The 18,884-nt window shown below is 35.0% G+C and carries 16 protein-coding genes; 5 read left to right on the top strand and 11 right to left on the bottom strand.

Annotation, left to right across the window (positions count from 1 at the left end):
- Nucleotides 1-126: 126 nt before the first annotated feature.
- Entirely contained in the window at nucleotides 127-1,425 is a 1,299-nt protein-coding gene (locus tag EKQ63_RS04790; RefSeq protein WP_087953869.1) for a hemolysin family protein, read from the bottom strand.
- A 107-nt stretch (nucleotides 1,426-1,532) separates the two neighbouring features.
- Nucleotides 1,533-1,919 carry an SMU1112c/YaeR family gloxylase I-like metalloprotein gene (locus EKQ63_RS04785; RefSeq protein WP_143880769.1) on the bottom strand — a complete coding sequence of 129 codons (387 nt, stop codon included), beginning with the start codon at nucleotides 1,917-1,919 and terminating at the stop codon, nucleotides 1,533-1,535.
- Nucleotides 1,920-2,008: 89 nt separating this feature from the next.
- Here EKQ63_RS04785 and EKQ63_RS04780 point away from each other — a divergent pair, with 89 nt between their 5' ends.
- The 3 genes from EKQ63_RS04780 (at nucleotide 2,009) to EKQ63_RS04770 (ending at nucleotide 5,887) form a co-directional block, all read left to right on the top strand.
- Nucleotides 2,009-3,187 (top strand): NupC/NupG family nucleoside CNT transporter, encoded by a 1,179-nt coding sequence (locus EKQ63_RS04780; protein WP_087953870.1) that lies wholly within the window; start codon nucleotides 2,009-2,011, stop codon nucleotides 3,185-3,187.
- Nucleotides 3,188-3,374: 187 nt separating this feature from the next.
- Entirely contained in the window at nucleotides 3,375-4,391 is a 1,017-nt protein-coding gene (locus EKQ63_RS04775; RefSeq protein WP_302479372.1) for an LCP family protein, read from the top strand.
- A 233-nt stretch (nucleotides 4,392-4,624) separates the two neighbouring features.
- The gene (locus EKQ63_RS04770) at nucleotides 4,625-5,887 is read left to right on the top strand and encodes a VanW family protein (protein WP_087953872.1); all 1,263 of its coding nucleotides are present in this window, start codon (nucleotides 4,625-4,627) and stop codon (nucleotides 5,885-5,887) included.
- Between the two features lie 42 nt (nucleotides 5,888-5,929).
- Here EKQ63_RS04770 and EKQ63_RS04765 read toward each other — a convergent pair whose 3' ends face one another.
- Both EKQ63_RS04765 and EKQ63_RS04760 read right to left on the bottom strand, forming a co-directional pair.
- The gene (locus EKQ63_RS04765; RefSeq protein WP_143880768.1) at nucleotides 5,930-6,202 is read right to left on the bottom strand and encodes a hypothetical protein; all 273 of its coding nucleotides are present in this window, start codon (nucleotides 6,200-6,202) and stop codon (nucleotides 5,930-5,932) included.
- A gap of 16 nt (nucleotides 6,203-6,218) precedes the next feature.
- Entirely contained in the window at nucleotides 6,219-6,737 is a 519-nt protein-coding gene (locus EKQ63_RS04760) for an RNase A-like domain-containing lipoprotein (RefSeq protein ID WP_140168792.1), read from the bottom strand.
- Nucleotides 6,738-7,286: 549 nt separating this feature from the next.
- Here EKQ63_RS04760 and EKQ63_RS04755 point away from each other — a divergent pair.
- On the top strand, nucleotides 7,287-7,835 hold the full coding sequence (locus tag EKQ63_RS04755; RefSeq protein WP_087953874.1) for a TVP38/TMEM64 family protein: 549 nt from the start codon (nucleotides 7,287-7,289) through the stop codon (nucleotides 7,833-7,835).
- Nucleotides 7,836-7,898: 63 nt separating this feature from the next.
- Here the strand turns inward: EKQ63_RS04755 and EKQ63_RS04750 are convergent, their stop codons facing one another.
- From EKQ63_RS04750 to EKQ63_RS04740, 3 genes are all read right to left on the bottom strand, one after another.
- Nucleotides 7,899-9,599 carry a M4 family metallopeptidase gene (locus EKQ63_RS04750; RefSeq protein WP_087953875.1) on the bottom strand — a complete coding sequence of 567 codons (1,701 nt, stop codon included), beginning with the start codon at nucleotides 9,597-9,599 and terminating at the stop codon, nucleotides 7,899-7,901.
- A gap of 168 nt (nucleotides 9,600-9,767) precedes the next feature.
- Nucleotides 9,768-9,896: an NprX family peptide pheromone gene (locus EKQ63_RS04745; protein WP_138322496.1), complete on the bottom strand. Its 129-nt coding sequence runs from the start codon at nucleotides 9,894-9,896 to the stop codon at nucleotides 9,768-9,770.
- A gap of 1 nt (nucleotide 9,897) precedes the next feature.
- Nucleotides 9,898-11,169, bottom strand: coding sequence for a tetratricopeptide repeat protein (locus EKQ63_RS04740; RefSeq protein WP_088328054.1), 1,272 nt, complete (start codon nucleotides 11,167-11,169; stop codon nucleotides 9,898-9,900).
- Nucleotides 11,170-11,369: 200 nt separating this feature from the next.
- On the opposite strand from EKQ63_RS04740, the gene EKQ63_RS04735 reads away from it, so the two are divergent.
- Nucleotides 11,370-12,833: a nicotinate phosphoribosyltransferase gene (locus EKQ63_RS04735; protein ID WP_143880767.1), complete on the top strand. Its 1,464-nt coding sequence runs from the start codon at nucleotides 11,370-11,372 to the stop codon at nucleotides 12,831-12,833.
- A gap of 330 nt (nucleotides 12,834-13,163) precedes the next feature.
- Here EKQ63_RS04735 and EKQ63_RS04725 read toward each other — a convergent pair whose 3' ends face one another.
- The 4 genes from EKQ63_RS04725 to ald form a co-directional block, all read right to left on the bottom strand.
- Entirely contained in the window at nucleotides 13,164-15,530 is a 2,367-nt protein-coding gene (locus EKQ63_RS04725) for a heavy metal translocating P-type ATPase (RefSeq protein WP_143880766.1), read from the bottom strand.
- Between the two features lie 23 nt (nucleotides 15,531-15,553).
- Nucleotides 15,554-15,931 carry an ArsR/SmtB family transcription factor gene (locus EKQ63_RS04720; protein ID WP_000918377.1) on the bottom strand — a complete coding sequence of 126 codons (378 nt, stop codon included), beginning with the start codon at nucleotides 15,929-15,931 and terminating at the stop codon, nucleotides 15,554-15,556.
- A gap of 266 nt (nucleotides 15,932-16,197) precedes the next feature.
- Nucleotides 16,198-17,613, bottom strand: a complete 1,416-nt coding sequence (locus EKQ63_RS04715) for an amino acid permease (protein WP_001284878.1) — start codon at nucleotides 17,611-17,613, stop codon at nucleotides 16,198-16,200.
- Nucleotides 17,614-17,716: 103 nt separating this feature from the next.
- Entirely contained in the window at nucleotides 17,717-18,850 is a 1,134-nt protein-coding gene (gene ald / locus EKQ63_RS04710; RefSeq protein ID WP_001219742.1) for an alanine dehydrogenase, read from the bottom strand.
- Nucleotides 18,851-18,884 lie beyond the last annotated feature (34 nt).

Raw genomic sequence — 18,884 nt, 5'->3', positions numbered from 1 at the left:
TAAAAAATTCGCCCTCTAAAAATACGAGTATCATTCAGAAGAATTTTTCAGTGTCCACCTTCACTATATAGCACCTTTTTTGAAAGCGCAAACATTTAATTTTCTATATATACCTTTTATAGAAAATCATTCTTCTCCCTTCTTTATTTCCACTCGTTTAATTTGATGCATATCTTTTTCCAGAACTTTAAAAGAAAAGCCGTGTTTTTCAATAATATCTCCTTCAGCAACGATTTGCTTTTGTACCATAATCCACCCACCAATTGTATCTACATCATCAGCGATTAAGTGTATACCAAATAAATCATTCACTTCACTAATAAGCACTTTTCCCTCTACAATTTTACACCCTTCACTTATATGCTCTATAGGTGGGTGTTCATCTTCATCGTATTCATCTCGAATTTCTCCAACAATTTCTTCTAAAATATCTTCTAACGTAACAATCCCCGCTGTACCGCCATATTCATCATACAACACAGCTAATGGAATGTGTTTTCTTTGCATTTGTAATAGTAAATCATGAATTGGAATATTTTCTAGTACTTCAATGACCGGCCTTGTATATGGCATAATCGAGCACTCCTCGTCCCGATTACCATCCATATAACGAATAAATAAATCCTTTACATTAACCATCCCAATGATTTCATCTTTATCTTCACCAAATACAGGATACCTCGTATATTTTTCTTGTGCGATTATTTTAATATGTGTTTCAAATGGTTCGTCCTCATATAAACCTACAACTTCCGTACGAGGTACCATAATTTCCTTTGCCACTCTATTATCAAATTCAAAAATATTATTTACATATTTAAATTCCCTTTGATTAATCTCTCCGCTCTCATAACTCTCAGATAAGATTAACCGTAATTCTTCTTCCGAATGAGCAACTTCATGTTCAGAAGCCGGATGTAATCCGAATAACCCTGTTACAAGCCTTGCTGAACCATTTAAAGCCCAAATAAACGGATACATTATTCGGTAAAAATAAATAAGTGGCTTCGATAATAATAAGCTAACTTGCTCTGCCCTTTGTATGGCGAACGTCTTAGGAGCAAGTTCACCAATAACAACATGTAAAAACGTAATAACTGCAAAAGCAATAATAAATGAAACAGTACTTGCAATTGCAGAAGATAGGTGTAGTTTTAAAAACAACGGCTCTAGTAAATGTTTTATAGTCGGCTCGCCTAACCACCCAAGCCCTAAAGCGGTAATTGTAATACCTAACTGACATGCTGATAAATATTCATCTAAATTTGAAGTTACTTTTTTTGCTGCCAATGCTCCTCGTCGTTTCTCACTAACGAGTTGGTCAATACGACTGCTACGCACCTTAATAATTGCAAACTCAACAGCTACAAAAAAACCTGTTAATGCAATAAGAATGACTACCATCAGTAATTTTAAAATATCCACATATATCCTTTAGCCTTCTTAGCTAAAGTGACACCTCCTTTAAAAAAGAAGTTTCACTTTAGTTTCTTCATTTACTCAAAAGCAACCCTATATAAAATTCACCAATTTCAAACCTCATACAATTCTAAAGGTAAACCATCAGGGTCTTGGAAAAAGACAAATTTCTTCTCCGTTATTTCATCAATACGGATTGATTCCGTCTTAACACCACATTGGCGTAAATGCTTCACAGCCTCTTCTATATTTGTAACAGCAAATGCTAAATGTCTAAGTCCAGCCGCTTCTGGGAAACTCGGGCGCTCAGGCGGACTTGGAAATGAAAATAATTCAATTTGATACTCTTCTCCTACACATAAATCTAACTTATAAGAATCTCGTTCCTTCCTATATACTTCACTTGTCGCTTTAAAACCTAATATTCGAGTATAAAAATCCTTTGACACTTCATAATTTGAACAAATAATTGCAACGTGGTGCACTCTACATATATTCATACTCTCTATTCCTTTCTTTACCAAAGATGCATATTCTCTCTTGAAATGAAAAACATATATAGCAGAATATCTCTTTTAGGGGGCTTACTATGAAATTTATTACTTTTTTCGTGGGACTTATCGTTGTTTTCTTGCTTGCTTATATTGCTAGTAACAATAAGAAACATATTAAATTTAAACCTATTTTCATCATGCTTATTATACAGTTAATTTTAACCTATTTGTTATTAAATACAGAAATCGGTCTCATACTTATTCGGATCATTTCCAGTCTGTTTACAAAGCTACTCGAGTATGCTGCTGATGGTATTAACTTCGTATTTGGCGGCCTTGCCAATAAAGGTGAAATGCCCTTTTTCCTTACTGTCTTATTACCAATTGTCTTCATTTCCGTCTTAATTGGTATACTGCAACATTTCAAAATACTACCATTTTTTATTCGTTGGATCGGTTACTTTCTTAGCAAAATAAATGGTCTTGGGAAATTAGAATCTTACAACGCTATCGCCTCTGCCATTGTCGGTCAATCAGAAGTTTTTATTACGGTCAAAAAACAATTAGCTCAAATTCCAAAACACCGTCTTTATACACTTTGTGCATCTGCCATGTCAACCGTATCTATGTCTATCGTAGGTGCCTATATGACAATGATCGAACCTAAATATGTGGTAACCGCACTCGTTCTCAATTTATTTAGCGGTTTTATTATCGTACTGATTATTAACCCCTACGACGTGAAAGATGATGAAGATATTTTAGAAATAAAAGGCGAAAAGCAAAGCTTTTTTGAAATGCTGGGAGAGTACATTCTAGATGGCTTTCGAGTAGCTATCGTTGTCGGTGCTATGCTCATTGGATTTGTCGCATTAATGAGCTGTATTAATGACCTATTCCTTATTATATTCGGCATTACTTTTCAGCAATTAATCGGATTCGTCTTTGCACCAATTGCGTTTCTTATCGGTGTACCAAGTACTGAAATTGTCACAGCTGGTAGCATTATGGCAACGAAGCTTGTAACGAATGAATTTGTAGCCATGATGGATCTTAGTAAAATTTCTAATAGCCTTTCTCCTCGTACAGTTGGTATTATTTCTGTCTTCCTCGTCTCTTTTGCTAACTTTTCTTCTATCGGCATTATTTCAGGTGCGGTAAAAGGATTAAACGAAGAACAAGGAAACGTCGTTGCTAGATTTGGCCTTAAATTACTATACGGAGCAACCCTCGTTAGCATTTTATCTGCAATTATCGTAAGCATTATGTTGTAATTAGGTAAAATTTTATCATTTTCTTCTCCCTATCTTTTGTATACAATAACGAATAGATGTCTTTATAAATAATCAAGACATCTATTTTTTATACATGTACAATCGCTTTTATTTAGCGTACAATATTTTTTATGTGTTTGAATGCGCTTCTAGATGTATATACTTTGATAGTTTTAAAGGAGAAAAAATGATGAAATCCGATATGAACAAAGATACTCGAGCCAAAAAAGGACGCTCAAAGAAAAAACGCCTACTTTGGTTCCTGCTTATTCCATTACTGGTTGTAGCACTTGGAGCTGGGGGCTATTCCTTCCATATATACAGTAAAGCAAAGTCCGTCTTAAATAATGCTTATGCTGAACTAGGCCGAGGAGAAAAGTCCAGTAAACGTGAAAAAGCTGTTAAACCTATGACCGACAACATTTCCGTACTAATTATGGGTGTTGATGAAAGTGATATTAGAGAAAAAGATTATGGAAAAGCAACTCGAACAGATGCGTTATTACTTGCCACAATTAATAAAAACGATAAATCCGTTAAACTTGTAAGCATTCCACGTGATTCACGTGTCTATATTAAATCACGTGATAAATACGATAAAATTACACATGCACACGTATTCGGTGGTGTGGACAGCACGATTGATACGGTAGAGAACTTTTTAGATGTTCCAGTTGACTACTATGTAAAATTCAACTTTAAATCATTTATTAAAATTGTTGATTCCCTTGGTGGTATTACTGTCGATGTTCCAGTTGAATTCACGGAACAAAATAGTAAAGATGAAGCAGATGCAATTCACCTTAAAAAGGGACGTCAACATTTAAATGGAGAGGAAGCACTGGCACTAGCAAGAACTCGTCATATCGATAGTGATTATATGCGCGGTCAACGACAACAGCTTGTTTTAGAAGCTATCGCTCAAAAAGCACTATCACTTAATTCCATTAATAAGATCGGTGGTCTATTAGACGCTGTCGATAAAGACTTAAAAACAAATTTAACTTTTGATGATATGATGACAATTGCAAAAAATTCAATGGATTCCAATTTAAAAATGGATAAAATGCAAGTAGAAGGTACTGATAAATATATAAGTGGTATTTATTATTACGTTCCAAACGAAAAAAGTGTCAATACGATTTCGACAACACTACAAGAACATCTCGGTGTTACGAATAAAAATGAACATAAAAAATTATAATAAAAAGGCTGCTAGAACTTCTAGACAGCCTTTTTATTATAATTTTCAACATATTTTTCGTACATATTGTGACAAAAAGAGACAATTATTACAACAGTGTAACATTTTTTATAAAAACATTACACACATAGTGAAAATAATAGTATACTAGTACGTACATAATGTTATTTTCATCATTTTTATACAAAAAATGTAATACATATATTTATACAAAAATTTCTGGGGGGAAATAAATGAAGCTAAGTAAAATACTGATTGGTTCTGCAATTGCTGGAGGCATATTACTTTGTATAGGCGGTGTTGGCGGATATCAATATGTATCCCAACTAAATAATCAATTAGATACTACTGCATTACCTAACACTACATTTGAAGGTATTTCTCTCGATGGAAAAAATAAAAAAGATATTCAAGCTATTATTAATCAAAAAATAACTGAATTAGATCAAAAATCACTTACCTACATATTCCAAAACGATAAACAAACTTACACGTGGAAAGATTTGGGGATAAATTATAAAGAAAAAGATATTATCGACAAAATCTTTAAAGAACAAGAAGGCAACGCAATAAATCGTTACAAAATGCGGAAACAAGCTGAGAACGGTGAATTAAAACGTGACTATAAATTAACACCTCAATTAAATACAACTGCTTATGAAAGCTTTATGAAGGATAAATATAATGAAACATTAAAAAATCCCGTTAATGCTGAATTAAGTATTGAAGGCACTACAGTAAATATTAGCCAGAGTCAAAATGGAGAAAAAATCGATAAAGAAAAGTTAACTAATTTAACGCAGCAAGCCATTACTTCTGGCACATCTGACATTACATTACCCGTTACACTATTAAAACCTGAACGTTCTACAGAAGATATACAGAAAATGGGGATTAAAGAAGTAATTGCTGAATATTCAACTCCAATGGCTGGTCGTAATGGGAATCAATCCTTTAACGTAAATAAGTCAGCTAATACTTTAAGTGGAGTGATTGTCGCACCTGATGAAACATTTAGTTTTAATGGCCGCGTTGGCGTAACGGATGCTGCTCATGGTTATAAATCCGCAGCCGTATATTCACAAGGGAAAGTTATACAAAGTGCAGGCGGAGGCGTTTGCCAAGTTAGTAGTACTTTATATAGCGCAGCTTTAAGAGCAGATTTAGGAATTGTTTCTCGAAGCAATCATTCTATGCCCGTAAATTATTTACCACTTGGGCAAGATGCAGCAGTAGCAGATTATGGTCCAGATTTAAAATTTAAAAACAATACAGGCAATCATATTTATATTCAAGCATTTTCAAATGGAGGTAGTATTACTGCACGTATTTTCGGTACAAATACTGGGAAAAATGTTGAAGTTTCTTCTCAAGTAATTAGTAGGACTAATGATAAAATAACAGCAGTTACATATAAAAAAGTTACACAAAACGGTGAAGTAATATCTAATGGGCAAATTTCAAAAAGCGTATATAAAAGCGCTCCAAAGGAATAGATACTATCAACCGAATAGTATAAAGAAAAAGGCGTGATTAAATCACGCCTTTTTCTTTTGCAGTAATAGTAAAAAAGTTTCAAGATGGTCTTTCGTTTCTTCTAAAGACCACATACGATTTCCTTGCTTCGCAGCTAATACACATGCCTCTTCCCACGCGTTCTTTTTCCTCATATTTATTAATTCATCACGTAATTTCAAAACAATTTCTTCGTCTTCTTGTTCAATAAACTCTTCCATCACGCTTACTATTTCATCCTCATGAATACTTAACGTACAGTACGATTTAAGAAAGTATTGCAATGTCGTATACATAATGTACTCCCCCTTCTTATTTATCAGATGGATAAGAAGTAATAATCTTAAACCCTAATTCTCCTGACTTATCTCTCGCTAAAACAGTAACAGTTTTTACTAACTTGTCTTTTACACTCATATTTTTCTTTATTACCGTTTTTCCAACAGGGAATGAATGAGTTGTATTTAATACGAGACGAGCCTCTTTAGAATTTTTTAACCAATCTTGAATTTCCTTGTCATGTTGCTTCAAGCTATCTTTTACAGCTTTCGTTGCCGTTTCCTTGTCATAGTATGTACTTGCTGCTGATACTTTATCTGTCTTCAAGCGATTCTTCAAATCTTCTTCTGATTTGCCTACATGTCTTTCAATCGTGTGACCATTTTTAGGTGGTCCTTCCATTTCATCTAAAATATTATCACTAATTTTTTCTACTGATGTCGATTGATTCCCTGTTTGTTTCTCTGTTTTTTGTTCTTTTCCTGCACATCCACTTAAGATCAGCATGAGTGCCAATAAACTACTCACGAAAAGACTACTTATTCGTTTCATCATATCACCTCTTTCATGATTATTATCGTAACTTCACTAAAAGTCAATTTCACACCGAAAAAACATACACATTTTTCAAATTCCTCATCTATTTTGCCATATTACCACCTAACTTTTATAAAGTGAAACTTTAATCAGTGGGGGTTTTCTTCATCCCCACTGATTATCAGCCCTCACCAATCGGACTTTTATGGGCAGTTGATCCCCGCCTAACTTCTTTGCTTTCGCTGAATTTTGAGGTGGGGGTCTTACTGCCCATTAAAGTGGGATAAATCCGCTGTTTTTGAGATCTATAAAAATATACCCCCTTGTTTTTATAATTATTTCCCGAGTTTAATCCTCATTGAAACAACCGAACAAAACCTTTTAACACAAGGTTCATTTGGTTATTTTCCAAAACTTTAAATATACCCCCATTTCTACATACTTAATACCCATATACGGTATAAAAATGGTGTTTTATCGACGTTTTCTACATTATGTAAATTTGCACTTGCCTATACAATAGAAATATGGTGTAATGCAAAAAAAGATAAAGGATTTTAAACAATGGCTGAAACAATTCAAAGCTTCTTAACAGACTATTATTCAATCGCAATTCCACTTAGTATCTTAATCAACATAGTCATTAGTCTTTTAGGTATTATCCCTAGTATTTTTTTGACCGCTATTAACATACAGCTCTTTGGTGTAACAAATGGAACTATTATTTCGATCGCTGGCGAGGCATTAGGGGCTATTATCTCGTTTTATATTTATCGTATAGGTCTTCAGAAATTCACTCACAGCAAAGTAAATAAGTATCCAAAGGTAGAACGCCTACTTTATGTAGAAGGTAGAGAGGCCTTTCTACTCGTCCTATCGTTCCGCCTCATTCCTTTCATTCCATCTAGTATCGTGACTTTATTTGCAGCTCTAGGCAAAATGTCATTACTATCCTTCAGTATTGCCAGTACAATAGGTAAAATACCGGCATTGTTAATCGAGGTATATTCTGCATACCATGTCATGAATGGCACAAATGAAGCGAAGTGGATTGTAACAATCGCAGGTTGCATTGGGTTGTATTATTTGTGGAAAAAATGGAGAAAAAAATAAAGAAGGAGCCTATGCTCCTTCTTTATTTTTGAGGTATTTTATTAATAGCTATCCTCTAAAGCCTTAGTTGATACCAACAGCACTAAATGATTGCTTAACTGCTGCTACTTCTGCAGAATTCGCACCATATAAGTCAGCTGCAGCTTGTACTGCACCAGCACGAGCTTGGCTAAATGTAGTAGATTGCGTGTAATATTGCGTGTTTGCACGGTAGTAAATTGCACCTAATTTATCTTTACCGATACCATTTACAGTTACACCGTAATGTGTTCCGCCATTTGCTAATAAATAAGCTTGTTTATTAATAATACCACTGTTTGTATGAACGCCACCGTTATCACTTGAACCTGTGTAACGCTTAGAATAATGATCTGGATCACCATACTTCGTAGGGTCACTCATAGAACGAAGCGCATCTCCCGCTTTACCAGGTGTGTAAATATCTTCCCCAATCTCCCAATCTGGATTACGGTTATCATAGAATTCTACTAAAGTACCAAAGATATCAGAAATTGCTTCATTTAAAGCTCCTGATTCATTTTGATAAATTAAATTAGAGCTATTTTCCGTAACTGCATGCGTTAATTCGTGACCAATTACATCAATTCCACCAGATAATGAAGTGAACGTTACACCATCACCATCTCCGTATACCATTTGTGATCCGTTCCAGAATGCATTATTATAATTACTTCCGTAATGAACTGTTGATTTTAACGGTGCTCCTGCATCATTAATAGAATTTCTATTAAATGTAGCTTTATAGTAATCATATGTTTTACCTGCATAGTAATGAGCATCTACTGCTGCTGCATCATACGCTGCATTGAAAACATTATCTGCATCTGCCCATAATGTTCCTGGTAATGTTGAGCGGTTTTTCGCATCATATGTGAAAATTGTTGCTCCGCGTGTATTATCTTGTAAGTAGTAAGATGATCCAGATAACGTTGTATTAAGCGACTTCGTATCTCCTAATACCCCTTTACCAGTTCCTACTTTATTTGTTCCTGTTACAGGCTTTACAACTGCTTTTGCATCTTGCTTAGGAGCCTCTTGTTTAACTGGTGATTTATCATCATTTGTCACATGATCGATTGTATTAAACTTATTTAATACTTTACCGCTTTCTGCTTCAATAAAATAGTAGTAGTTTCCTGGACTTGGATCTAAGAAGTTTAAATTTACAACGTATGCATATGTTGTTTCTTCACCATTTTGATATACATATAAGTCCGCTTTTGGTTCTACTTCATATTTCGGCGTTACTCCTAAATCCTGCTGTGCGATTTCAATCGCTTTTGCGCCTTCAATCTTATTTTTATTTTTCAGCTTGTCCTTTTTGTCTAAATCAGCCGCAACTGTTCCAGACAATACCTTTAAAGAGCCATCTTTACTCACATGAGCTACTTGAGTAGAACCCCATACAGGTACTCCTTCGTATACTTGTTGCAAACGTAATACTGTTGAATCAGTTACAGCGTCTTTCTTCACTTGTTTCACTTTGAAAGAATCTTGCGCACTCTTTTCCCCTAACTTGTAATCACCTTTTGCTGCGTTTAAGTAATCAAACACAACAGATTCTGCTTTCTTACCAGTTGCCCCAGTTAGATCCCCAGAAACAAACTCCGGTGACTGTACTGTCTCATTGTACTTCTTCGTAGAGAGCACATTTTTAGAATCCGCAAACGCAGAGCCTGCCCCTCCAAACGTAGTAACTGCCATTCCTGTCGCTAACACTAATGCTAAACTTTTCTTTTTCATGAACCTTCCCCCTAATAAAAAATTTTTTGAAAAAGAGTAGTTTCATATTAGCATTATGTTTCCACTATTAATATACTAAAAATTCAAATAATTACTTTCTCAAGTTTTGTAGAATTTTGAGGAACAAATATTGAAAAAACCCCTTTCCGGTTGGAAAGGGGTTTTTTATTAAGAATTTACCAATTCAACTACTTTTTCTCCTTGACCATAGATATCCGATGTCCAAGCATATTGTGGTTCCAATACTACCAATACAGCTATCAAAGCCAAAGCACCAATAATTATTTTCTTTTTCATACTATTTTCCTCCCTTTTCTTCTAATAAATTAATTGCTAGTTTATAGTAATTATTACTTTCCCTATACTCTAATAATTCTTCATGGTATCCCGCTAGTTCTAAATACACCATTTTTAATTCTTTTTTATTCTCTTCACTTCTAAAGAACGGGATTGCCTCAACCTCTAAAAACTTTTTATAAACATCTTTAGTTTCAAAATATTTATGCTTAAGTATTAAAAGTATATATAGCATACTTTTATACTTTTCATCCCTCTTCGCGACATCTATCCCTTTATCAATCCAATCTTTTGCTTCTTCAAATTCTTTTAATTCAATGCACTGCAAAGCGATCTCATATACTGCATCAATATAATTTAAATCCTCTTCCTTTTTGTACTTTAGACATTGCAAATAATAATCTTTAGCTTTCGCATAATCTTTTAAGTTATAGTACAAGAAGCCTAAATTATTTAAAGCAATAGCTGTTATACTTTCTTTATCAGCAAAAGAATTTGCTTCTCTCAAAATATTATTATAAATAGCTAGTGCTTCATTATATTGTTTTTTTTGTATATAACTCAATGCAATAAGTAACTGGCAATTTATCACATAACGGAATTTATATTCATTCTTAAATCCTTCCATTGCTACATTAGCAAAATGTAAAGTCATATGTTCAACTTCCAATTCATTATAAACAAGAGCTAAGTTGAAATATATTCCATTTTCATGATAACCTTGTTCCTTTGCCATTACTTCTGTTCGAGTCAAATACTCCAATGCCCTCTTATATCTATGTTGTAAAAAATAATACAAGCCTTTGCTATACGTATATAATAATTTTTGGAATGGTGAATACTTTTTGTACATCTTCTTTAAGCTCTCTAATTCTTCTTTAACAGCAGGAAAATCTCTCTTCATGATTAAATACCGCGTATAAAGTAACTTATAATAATTTATAATTTCAAAATCCAAAACATGCTTCATTTCACCTTGCAGCTCTTCATATATGCGTTCTACTTGTGGCTTGTCCAAATGAACTAATGCATTCAACCATTCATCCAACTTCACCTTCACATCTTCTTCTACATCTCTCAAATCCGTCACGGCAATTTCTAATCTTGCGCAGAGCAATTGTAGAATCTCTTCTGATGCTTCGATCTTTCCATTTTCGATTTTACTTAAGTATGAGACAGAACAAATGCCCTGACATAATTCTTCTTGTGTCATTTTTTGCTGTAGCCGCTTATAAAAGACTTGTTTGCCTATTTTTTCTAATGTTTGTTGCATTGTCCTCCTCCATTCTCATTTACCCCCATTACTTTAATAATACATAAAATCTTGAGAAATATAAATTGATAAATGTTAATTTTCTAAAAAATATGCAATATTTCATTTTTTTCCCTCTTGACTATACTTTCATATCTATTCTTTGCTACGATCCGTGAAAAATTGGTATACTATAACCAAATTATGGAGGTGTTTTCGCGATGACTTATTATAAAGACGATAGCTATGCCTTACATACAGATTTATATCAAATTAATATGGCTTATACATATTGGAAAGATGGTATTCATAACCGCCGCTCGGTGTTTGATTTATACTTTCGAAAACTTCCATTCGAGAATGGTTATGCTGTTTTTGCTGGTCTTGAAAAAATTGTAGAGTACATAGAAAACTTCAGCTTTACCGAAAGCGATATCGCTTATTTAGCAGAATTACAATTTGAAGAAGAATTTCTTCAGTATTTACAAAATATGAAATTCACTGGGACGATTCGAAGTATGCAAGAAGGTGAAGTTGTATTTAATAACGAGCCTTTATTACGTGTCGATGCACCGCTCGGCGAAGCACAAATTATTGAAACCGCCCTGTTAAACATTGTGAATTACCAAACATTAATTGCAACAAAAGCAGCTCGTATGAAGCACGCTGCAAATAACGATGAACTTTTAGAGTTCGGCACAAGACGTGCCCACGAGTTCGATGCAGCCCTTTGGGGTACACGTGCTGCCTTTATCGGTGGTTTCTCATCTACGAGTAACGTACGGGCTGGGAAACGCTTCGGAATACCTGTAGCCGGCACACATGCACACTCTTTCGTTCAAGCATACCGTGATGAATATGTTGCTTTCAAAAAATATGCTGAGACACATAAAAAATGTGTGTTTCTTGTCGATACATACGATACATTAAAATCTGGTGTTCCAAATGCAATTCGCGTGGCGAAAGAGTTCGGGGATCACATCGATTTTTACGGAATTCGCCTTGATAGTGGTGATATGGCTTATTTATCTAAAAAGGCAAGAAAACTACTAGATGAAGCTGGGTTTACAAATACAAAAATTATTGCTTCTAGCGATTTAGATGAATACACCATTATGCATTTAAAATCTCAAGGAGCAAAAATTGATGTATGGGGCGTTGGAACAAAATTGATTACCTCCTTTGAGCAACCAGCTTTAGGAGCTGTTTATAAACTAGTTGCGATTGAAGATACTGATGGAAAATTAAATGATACAATTAAAATTTCATCTAACCCTGAAAAAATTACTACTCCAGGACTGAAACGAATTTATCGCATTATCAATCGAGTGAACGATCATGCTGAAGGCGATTATATTGCATTAGATTGTGAAGAACCAGGAAAAGAAGAACGCTTAAAAATGTTTCATCCTGTTCACACGTATATAAGTAAATTTGTAACAAACTTTGAAGCACGCGAACTGCATAAAGACATTTTTGTTAATGGTGAAAGAACATATGAACTACCAGGCATATTAGATATTCAAAAATATAATGAACAAAGTCTCGCACTATTTTGGGAAGAGTATATGCGAACTTTAAACCCTGAAGAGTACCCTGTCGATTTAAGTCAAGAATGCTGGGATCATAAAATGAATTACATTCAAACTGTTCGAGAACAAGTTGAAAAAAATATACAAAAATAAAACAGAGAAGCTTCTCCTTCTCTGTTTTTTCAATACTATATGTATCTTTGTGGAAAATATATTAAAATAATAAGACAAATATTTTTTATTTGTAAATTCAAATATTAAGTTATTATTTTATTGAGTCAATTTCAACAGAATAACCTAAAAAAGAGGACGCAGGTTGCGTCCTCTTTTTTATCCCGCATTAACGGGCAGTAAGACCCCCCCACCTCAAAATTCAGCAAAAGCAATGGCGTTAGATGGGGGATTAACTGCCCGTAAAAGCCCGATTGGTTCAACTAATAATCAGTGGGGGATGAAGAACCCCCCACTGATTAAAGTTTCACTTTATAAATCTTTCACTCGTAGTACACGCATTGCATTTAACACTGCCAGTAGTGTCACACCAACATCTGAGAAAACCGCTTCCCACATTGTTGCAATACCGAAAGCACCAAGTAGTAAAACTAATCCTTTTACCCCTAATGCAAAGATAATATTTTGCCACACAATGCGTCGTGTACGTTTTGCAATGTTTACAGCTGTTGCAATTTTTGAAGGCTCATCAGTCATAATAACAATATCTGCTGCTTCAATTGCTGCATCTGATCCTAAACCACCCATTGCAATACCAACATCGGCTCTTGCTAATACCGGTGTATCATTAATACCATCACCAACGAAAGCAACTTTTTCTTTTCCATGCTTCGCTGCATCAATTTTTTCAATCTCTTCTACTTTTTGTTGCGGTAATAGTTCTGCGTGAACTTCATCTAAACCTAATTCTTTACCAACAGCTTCACCAACTGTTTTTGCATCCCCAGTTAACATGACTGTCTTCTTAATACCTAATTCTTTTAACTTTTGAATTGCTTGTTTTGAATCTTCTTTTACCTCATCAGAGATAACAATATAACCTGCGTATTTTCCATCTACAGCAACGTGAACTAATGTACCTACTGTTTCTGGTTGCTTAAATGTAATGTTTTCTTTTCTCATTAATTTAGCATTACCTGCAAAGATTTCTTTTCCTTGTACTTTTACGACTGTACCATGACCAGAAACTTCGTTATAATCATCGATTATTTTTTCATCGATTGATTTTCCATATGCATTTCGAATGGATTGTGCAATTGGATGGTTAGAATACACTTCAGCAAATGCTGCATACTCTAATAATTCTTCATTTGTAATACCTTCGCTTGGTTCCATTTTTGTAACTTTGAAGACACCTTTTGTTAATGTGCCTGTTTTATCAAAAACAATATATTTCACATCATTTAAAGCTTCTAAATAGTTACTTCCTTTTACTAACACACCACTTTTAGATGCACCACCGATACCTCCAAAGAATCCAAGAGGAATAGATACAACTAACGCACATGGACAAGAGATTACTAAGAACACTAAAGCTCTATAAATCCAATCAGAGAATGTAGCTCCTTCTAAAATAAGTGGTGGAATAAACGCCATGATCGCTGCTGTAATTACTACAACTGGAGTGTAGTAACGCGCGAACTTCGTAATAAAGTTTTCTGTTGGCGCTTTTTTACTGCTTGCATTTTGAACTAAATCTAAAATTTTTGATACAGTTGATTCACCAAATTCTTTTGTAACCTCAATTGTTAATACACCATTTTGGTTCACAAAACCACTTAGTACATCATTTCCAACTTCAACTTCACGTGGTACAGATTCACCAGTCAATGCTGAAGTATCTACCATTGATGTTCCTTCAACTACTTTTCCGTCTAACGGTACTTTCTCACCAGGTTTCACGATAATATAATCGCCGATTTGTACATCTTCTGGTGATACTTGTTTCGTTTCATTTCCAACCTTTACATTCGCGTAATCAGGACGAATATCCATTAATGAAGTAATTGATTTTCGAGAACGGTTTACCGCAATACTTTGGAATAGTTCCCCTACTTGATAGAATAACATTACTGCAACCGCTTCTGGGTATTGTTGAATTGCGAAAGCTCCTAGTGTTGCAATTGCCATTAAAAAGTTCTCATCAAACACTTGGCCACGAGTTATGTTTCTTACTGCTCTCCAAACGATATCTCCACCGATTAATACATACGCAAGGACGAATAACGGAATTGTGATCATTTGTGGTAAGCCAGCTAATGTAGCAATTGCTGTCAAAATTCCGCCGACCACTAATCGTCCTACCATCTTTTTCACATTTGCTTCACCATGGTCGTGACTATGCCCGTAATCATGACCACCTTTTTCTTCCCGAACAACTTTCACATCTGGTTCTAACTTTTGAACAACATTTGTTATATTGGCTACAGTCGCTTCTAGTTCCCTTTTATTCGCTACTTCAACTCGTAATTTCTTTGATACGAAATCAACAGTTGCTGCTGAAACAGTCGGCATTTCCTTAACCTTATTTTCAATCTTCATCGCACAATTTGCGCAATCTAAACCTTCTAATATAAACACTTCTTTTGCAACTTTTGTGTTTTTTTCTTCTTGCACTTTAATGTGCGGTTCTAATTTTGTAACGAGTTGTTTTGCTTCTGTAACAACTTCGCTTTCTTTATTTTGCGCTGTTTCTAAAACCATTGTTTTTGTCGCGAAATTTACAGAGCAAGAATTTACTCCTTCTATATTCCCAACACCTTTTTCAATTTTCATTGCACAGTTCGCACAATCTAAACCTTCTAACATCAGTTTCTTTTTCACTAATGCTTCAGCCATCGTTCTCCCTCCTCGCGTTCTTTTTATTCTTCCTCGTTTACGTGTTCAAACGCTTGCTCGAAGATATGAATTACGTGCTGGTCAGCTAACGAATAATAAACAACCTTTCCTTCTTTACGATTCTTCACAAGTTTCGCTTGCTTTAACACACGAAGCTGATGTGAAATAGATGATTGTGTCATTCCTAATAAATAAGCTAAATCACACACACACATTTCAGCTTCAAATAACGCATGTAATATTCTCGTACGTGTACGATCGCCTAATACTTTAAATAATTCTGCTACTTTACTTAAACTTTCATCCGTTGGAATTGTTTGTTTTACTTGATCAACAACTTCTTCATGAATTATCGTTTGAGAACATGTCTCTTGTGGTGTTTCTACTTTATTTCCAGCCATTATAGCTCACCTCTTCATTTGAACATATGAACAATCATTCATATATCTTATACCTTTATTATATGAGCGTCCATTCATATGTGTCAATGAAATCTCATACATTTTTTTGAACATTTCGTTCACATTTTAAAAAGATCTACACATATTTTCCGCATCCATTACATTCTCATACAAAAAAGAATATACACTTTGCACAAAAGAAAAAGCCTTGCGCGTTCCCTAGACGCACAAGGCTTACTATACTTATATCCCTTTTAATTAAGCTTTTAATTAGCTTGTTCTAAATTATCCTGCGAACTTCCATCGTCTTTTAAATGACTATGTTTTTTCGAATATACAAAGTATACAACTACTCCAATTGCTAACCAAATACCGAAGTAGATCCATGTTGTTAATGGTAGGTTAAACATTAAGAATAGACAACATGCGATTGAAATAATCGGTAGCGTTGGTACAAGTGGTACCACAAAGCCACGTTTTAAGTTCGGATGTGTTTTACGAAGAATAATAACTGACACACCTACCATCGCAAATGTTAACAATGCTCCAATATTCGCTAAATTCGACAATTCTTTTAAATCGATAAATCCAGCAATTAAAGCACTACCAATACCTGTTAACCAAGTTGAAAATACTGGTGCTTCTGTCTTTTTATTAATTTTCGCAAATGATTTTGGTAATAAACCATCACGGCTCATCGCGAAGAATACACGTGTCGTTGCATAAATGTAAGCAAAGATTACAGCCATAATACCAATTACAGCTCCAACTGCGATTACACCTGCTACTTTATCTTGTCCTACAACTTCTAATACATATGCCATAGCTTCTGGTACATCTAATTCTTTATAAGAAACCATACCTGTCATAACGAGACAAACTACAACATAAATAATTGTACAAATAACTAACGAAGCAATAATACCAATCGGTAAATCACGTTGTGGATTTTTTACTTCTTCAGCAGAAGTTGCTAATGCATCAAATCCTAAGAAAGCAAAGAATACTGCTGCTCCGCCGGCAAAGATTCCGCTAATACCGTATGGTGCAAATGGTGTCCAGTTTTCTGGTTGTACGTAGAACGCACCAACTGCAATGAATAAAATAACAATACCAATTTTAATTAATACCATTATGTTATTCACACGCTTACTTTCTTTCGTACCTCTTGATAGTAACCAAGTTAAAACTAATGTAATGACTACTGCTGGTAAATTCACGATCCCACCTTGTGATGGAATCTTTAACAACTCTGTTGGAATTTCTAATCCGAATCCGCTCACTAAGTTATTAAAATAACCTGTCCATCCACCTGCTACTGCGGCAGTTGTTACGACATATACAGATAGTAATGTCCATCCCATTAGGTGGGCAATAAACTCACCAATTGTCGCATATGAATATGTGTACACACTACCTGAAACCGGAAGTGTAGATGCAACTTCTGCATAACATAATGCTGCAAATCCACAAACAATCGCTGCAATCATGAATGAAAAAATAACTGCTGGACCAGCATCTCTTGCTGCTACTAATCCTGTTAATACTAGTACTCCTGTACCGATTATCGCACCAATCCCTAGCATTGTTAGGTCAAATGCCCCTAGCGTTTTCGTTAAAGTTTTACTTTTACTTTCCCCTAACAATTGCGTAACGGATTTCTTTTTAAATAGGTTGGCCACGATGTATGCCCCCTTTTGCCAAGAAGAGCTAAGAGGTATTATCTCTTAGCTCTTATCATGTTGTTTTATATATTGTTCGATTTTGTTTTGTATAATGCTTTTATTAGCAAGATACTGTTTCTGCTTCTAGTAATTCTTTAGCACCTTTGTACTCTACACCGTGAGCTTCTGCAACTGCTTCGAATGTTACATAGCCATCTAATGTGTTAATACCTTTTAGTAATGCAGAGTTGCCTAGGCAAGCTTCTTTGTAACCTTTGTTAGCAATTTGTACTGCATATGGTACTGTTACGTTTGTTAATGCAAGAGTTGATGTACGTGGAACCGCACCTGGCATGTTTGCAACTGCATAATGAACAACGCCGTGTTTTTCGTAAGTTGGGTTATCATGAGTTGTAATACGGTCAGTTGTTTCGAAAATACCACCTTGGTCAATCGCGATATCTACAACAACAGAACCTGGTTCCATTGATTTAATCATTTCTTCTGTTACAAGTTTTGGTGCTTTTGCACCTGGGATTAATACTGCACCGATTACAAGATCAGACTCTTTTACAGCTTCTGCAATATTGTACGGATTAGACATTAAAGTTTTTACTTGGTTTCCGAAAATGTCATCTAATTGACGAAGACGTTCTGCACTTAAGTCGATGATTGTTACATCCGCACCTAGTCCAACTGCAATTTTAGCAGCATTTGTACCAGCTTGTCCACCACCGATGATTGTTACTTTACCACGTTTAACCCCTGGAACACCTGCAAGTAAGATACCTTTACCGCCTTTGTTCTTCTCAAGGAATTGTGCACCAATTTGTGCAGCCATACGACCAGCTACTTCACTCATAGGTGCAAGTAATGGTAGAGAACGGTTTTCTAATTGTACTGTTTCATATGCAATAGAAACAACTTTCTTTTCGATTAATGCTTTTGTTAATTCTGGTTCTGGAGCTAAGTGTAAGTATGTGAATAAGATTAAACCTTCGCTGAAGTGTTTGTATTCGCTTTCAATTGGTTCCTTAACTTTCATAACCATTTCCATGTTCCAAGCTTCTTCAGCTGTATCAACAATCTTCGCTCCTGCTTCAACATACTGAGCATCTGTGAAACCAGATCCTAAACCTGCACCCTTTTGAATGAATACTTCGTGATTGTTACGAATTAAATGTACAACACCTGCTGGTGTCATTGCCACACGGTTTTCGTTGTTTTTAATTTCTGCTGGTACCCCAATACGCATAATGAAATGCCCCCTTATAATTAACAGAAAAAAG

This window comes from Bacillus sp. BD59S (assembly GCF_007363175.1).
Taxonomy (GTDB): Bacteria; Bacillota; Bacilli; order Bacillales; family Bacillaceae_G; genus Bacillus_A; species Bacillus_A pacificus.
This window is presented reverse-complemented; position numbering and strand designations above follow the sequence as displayed.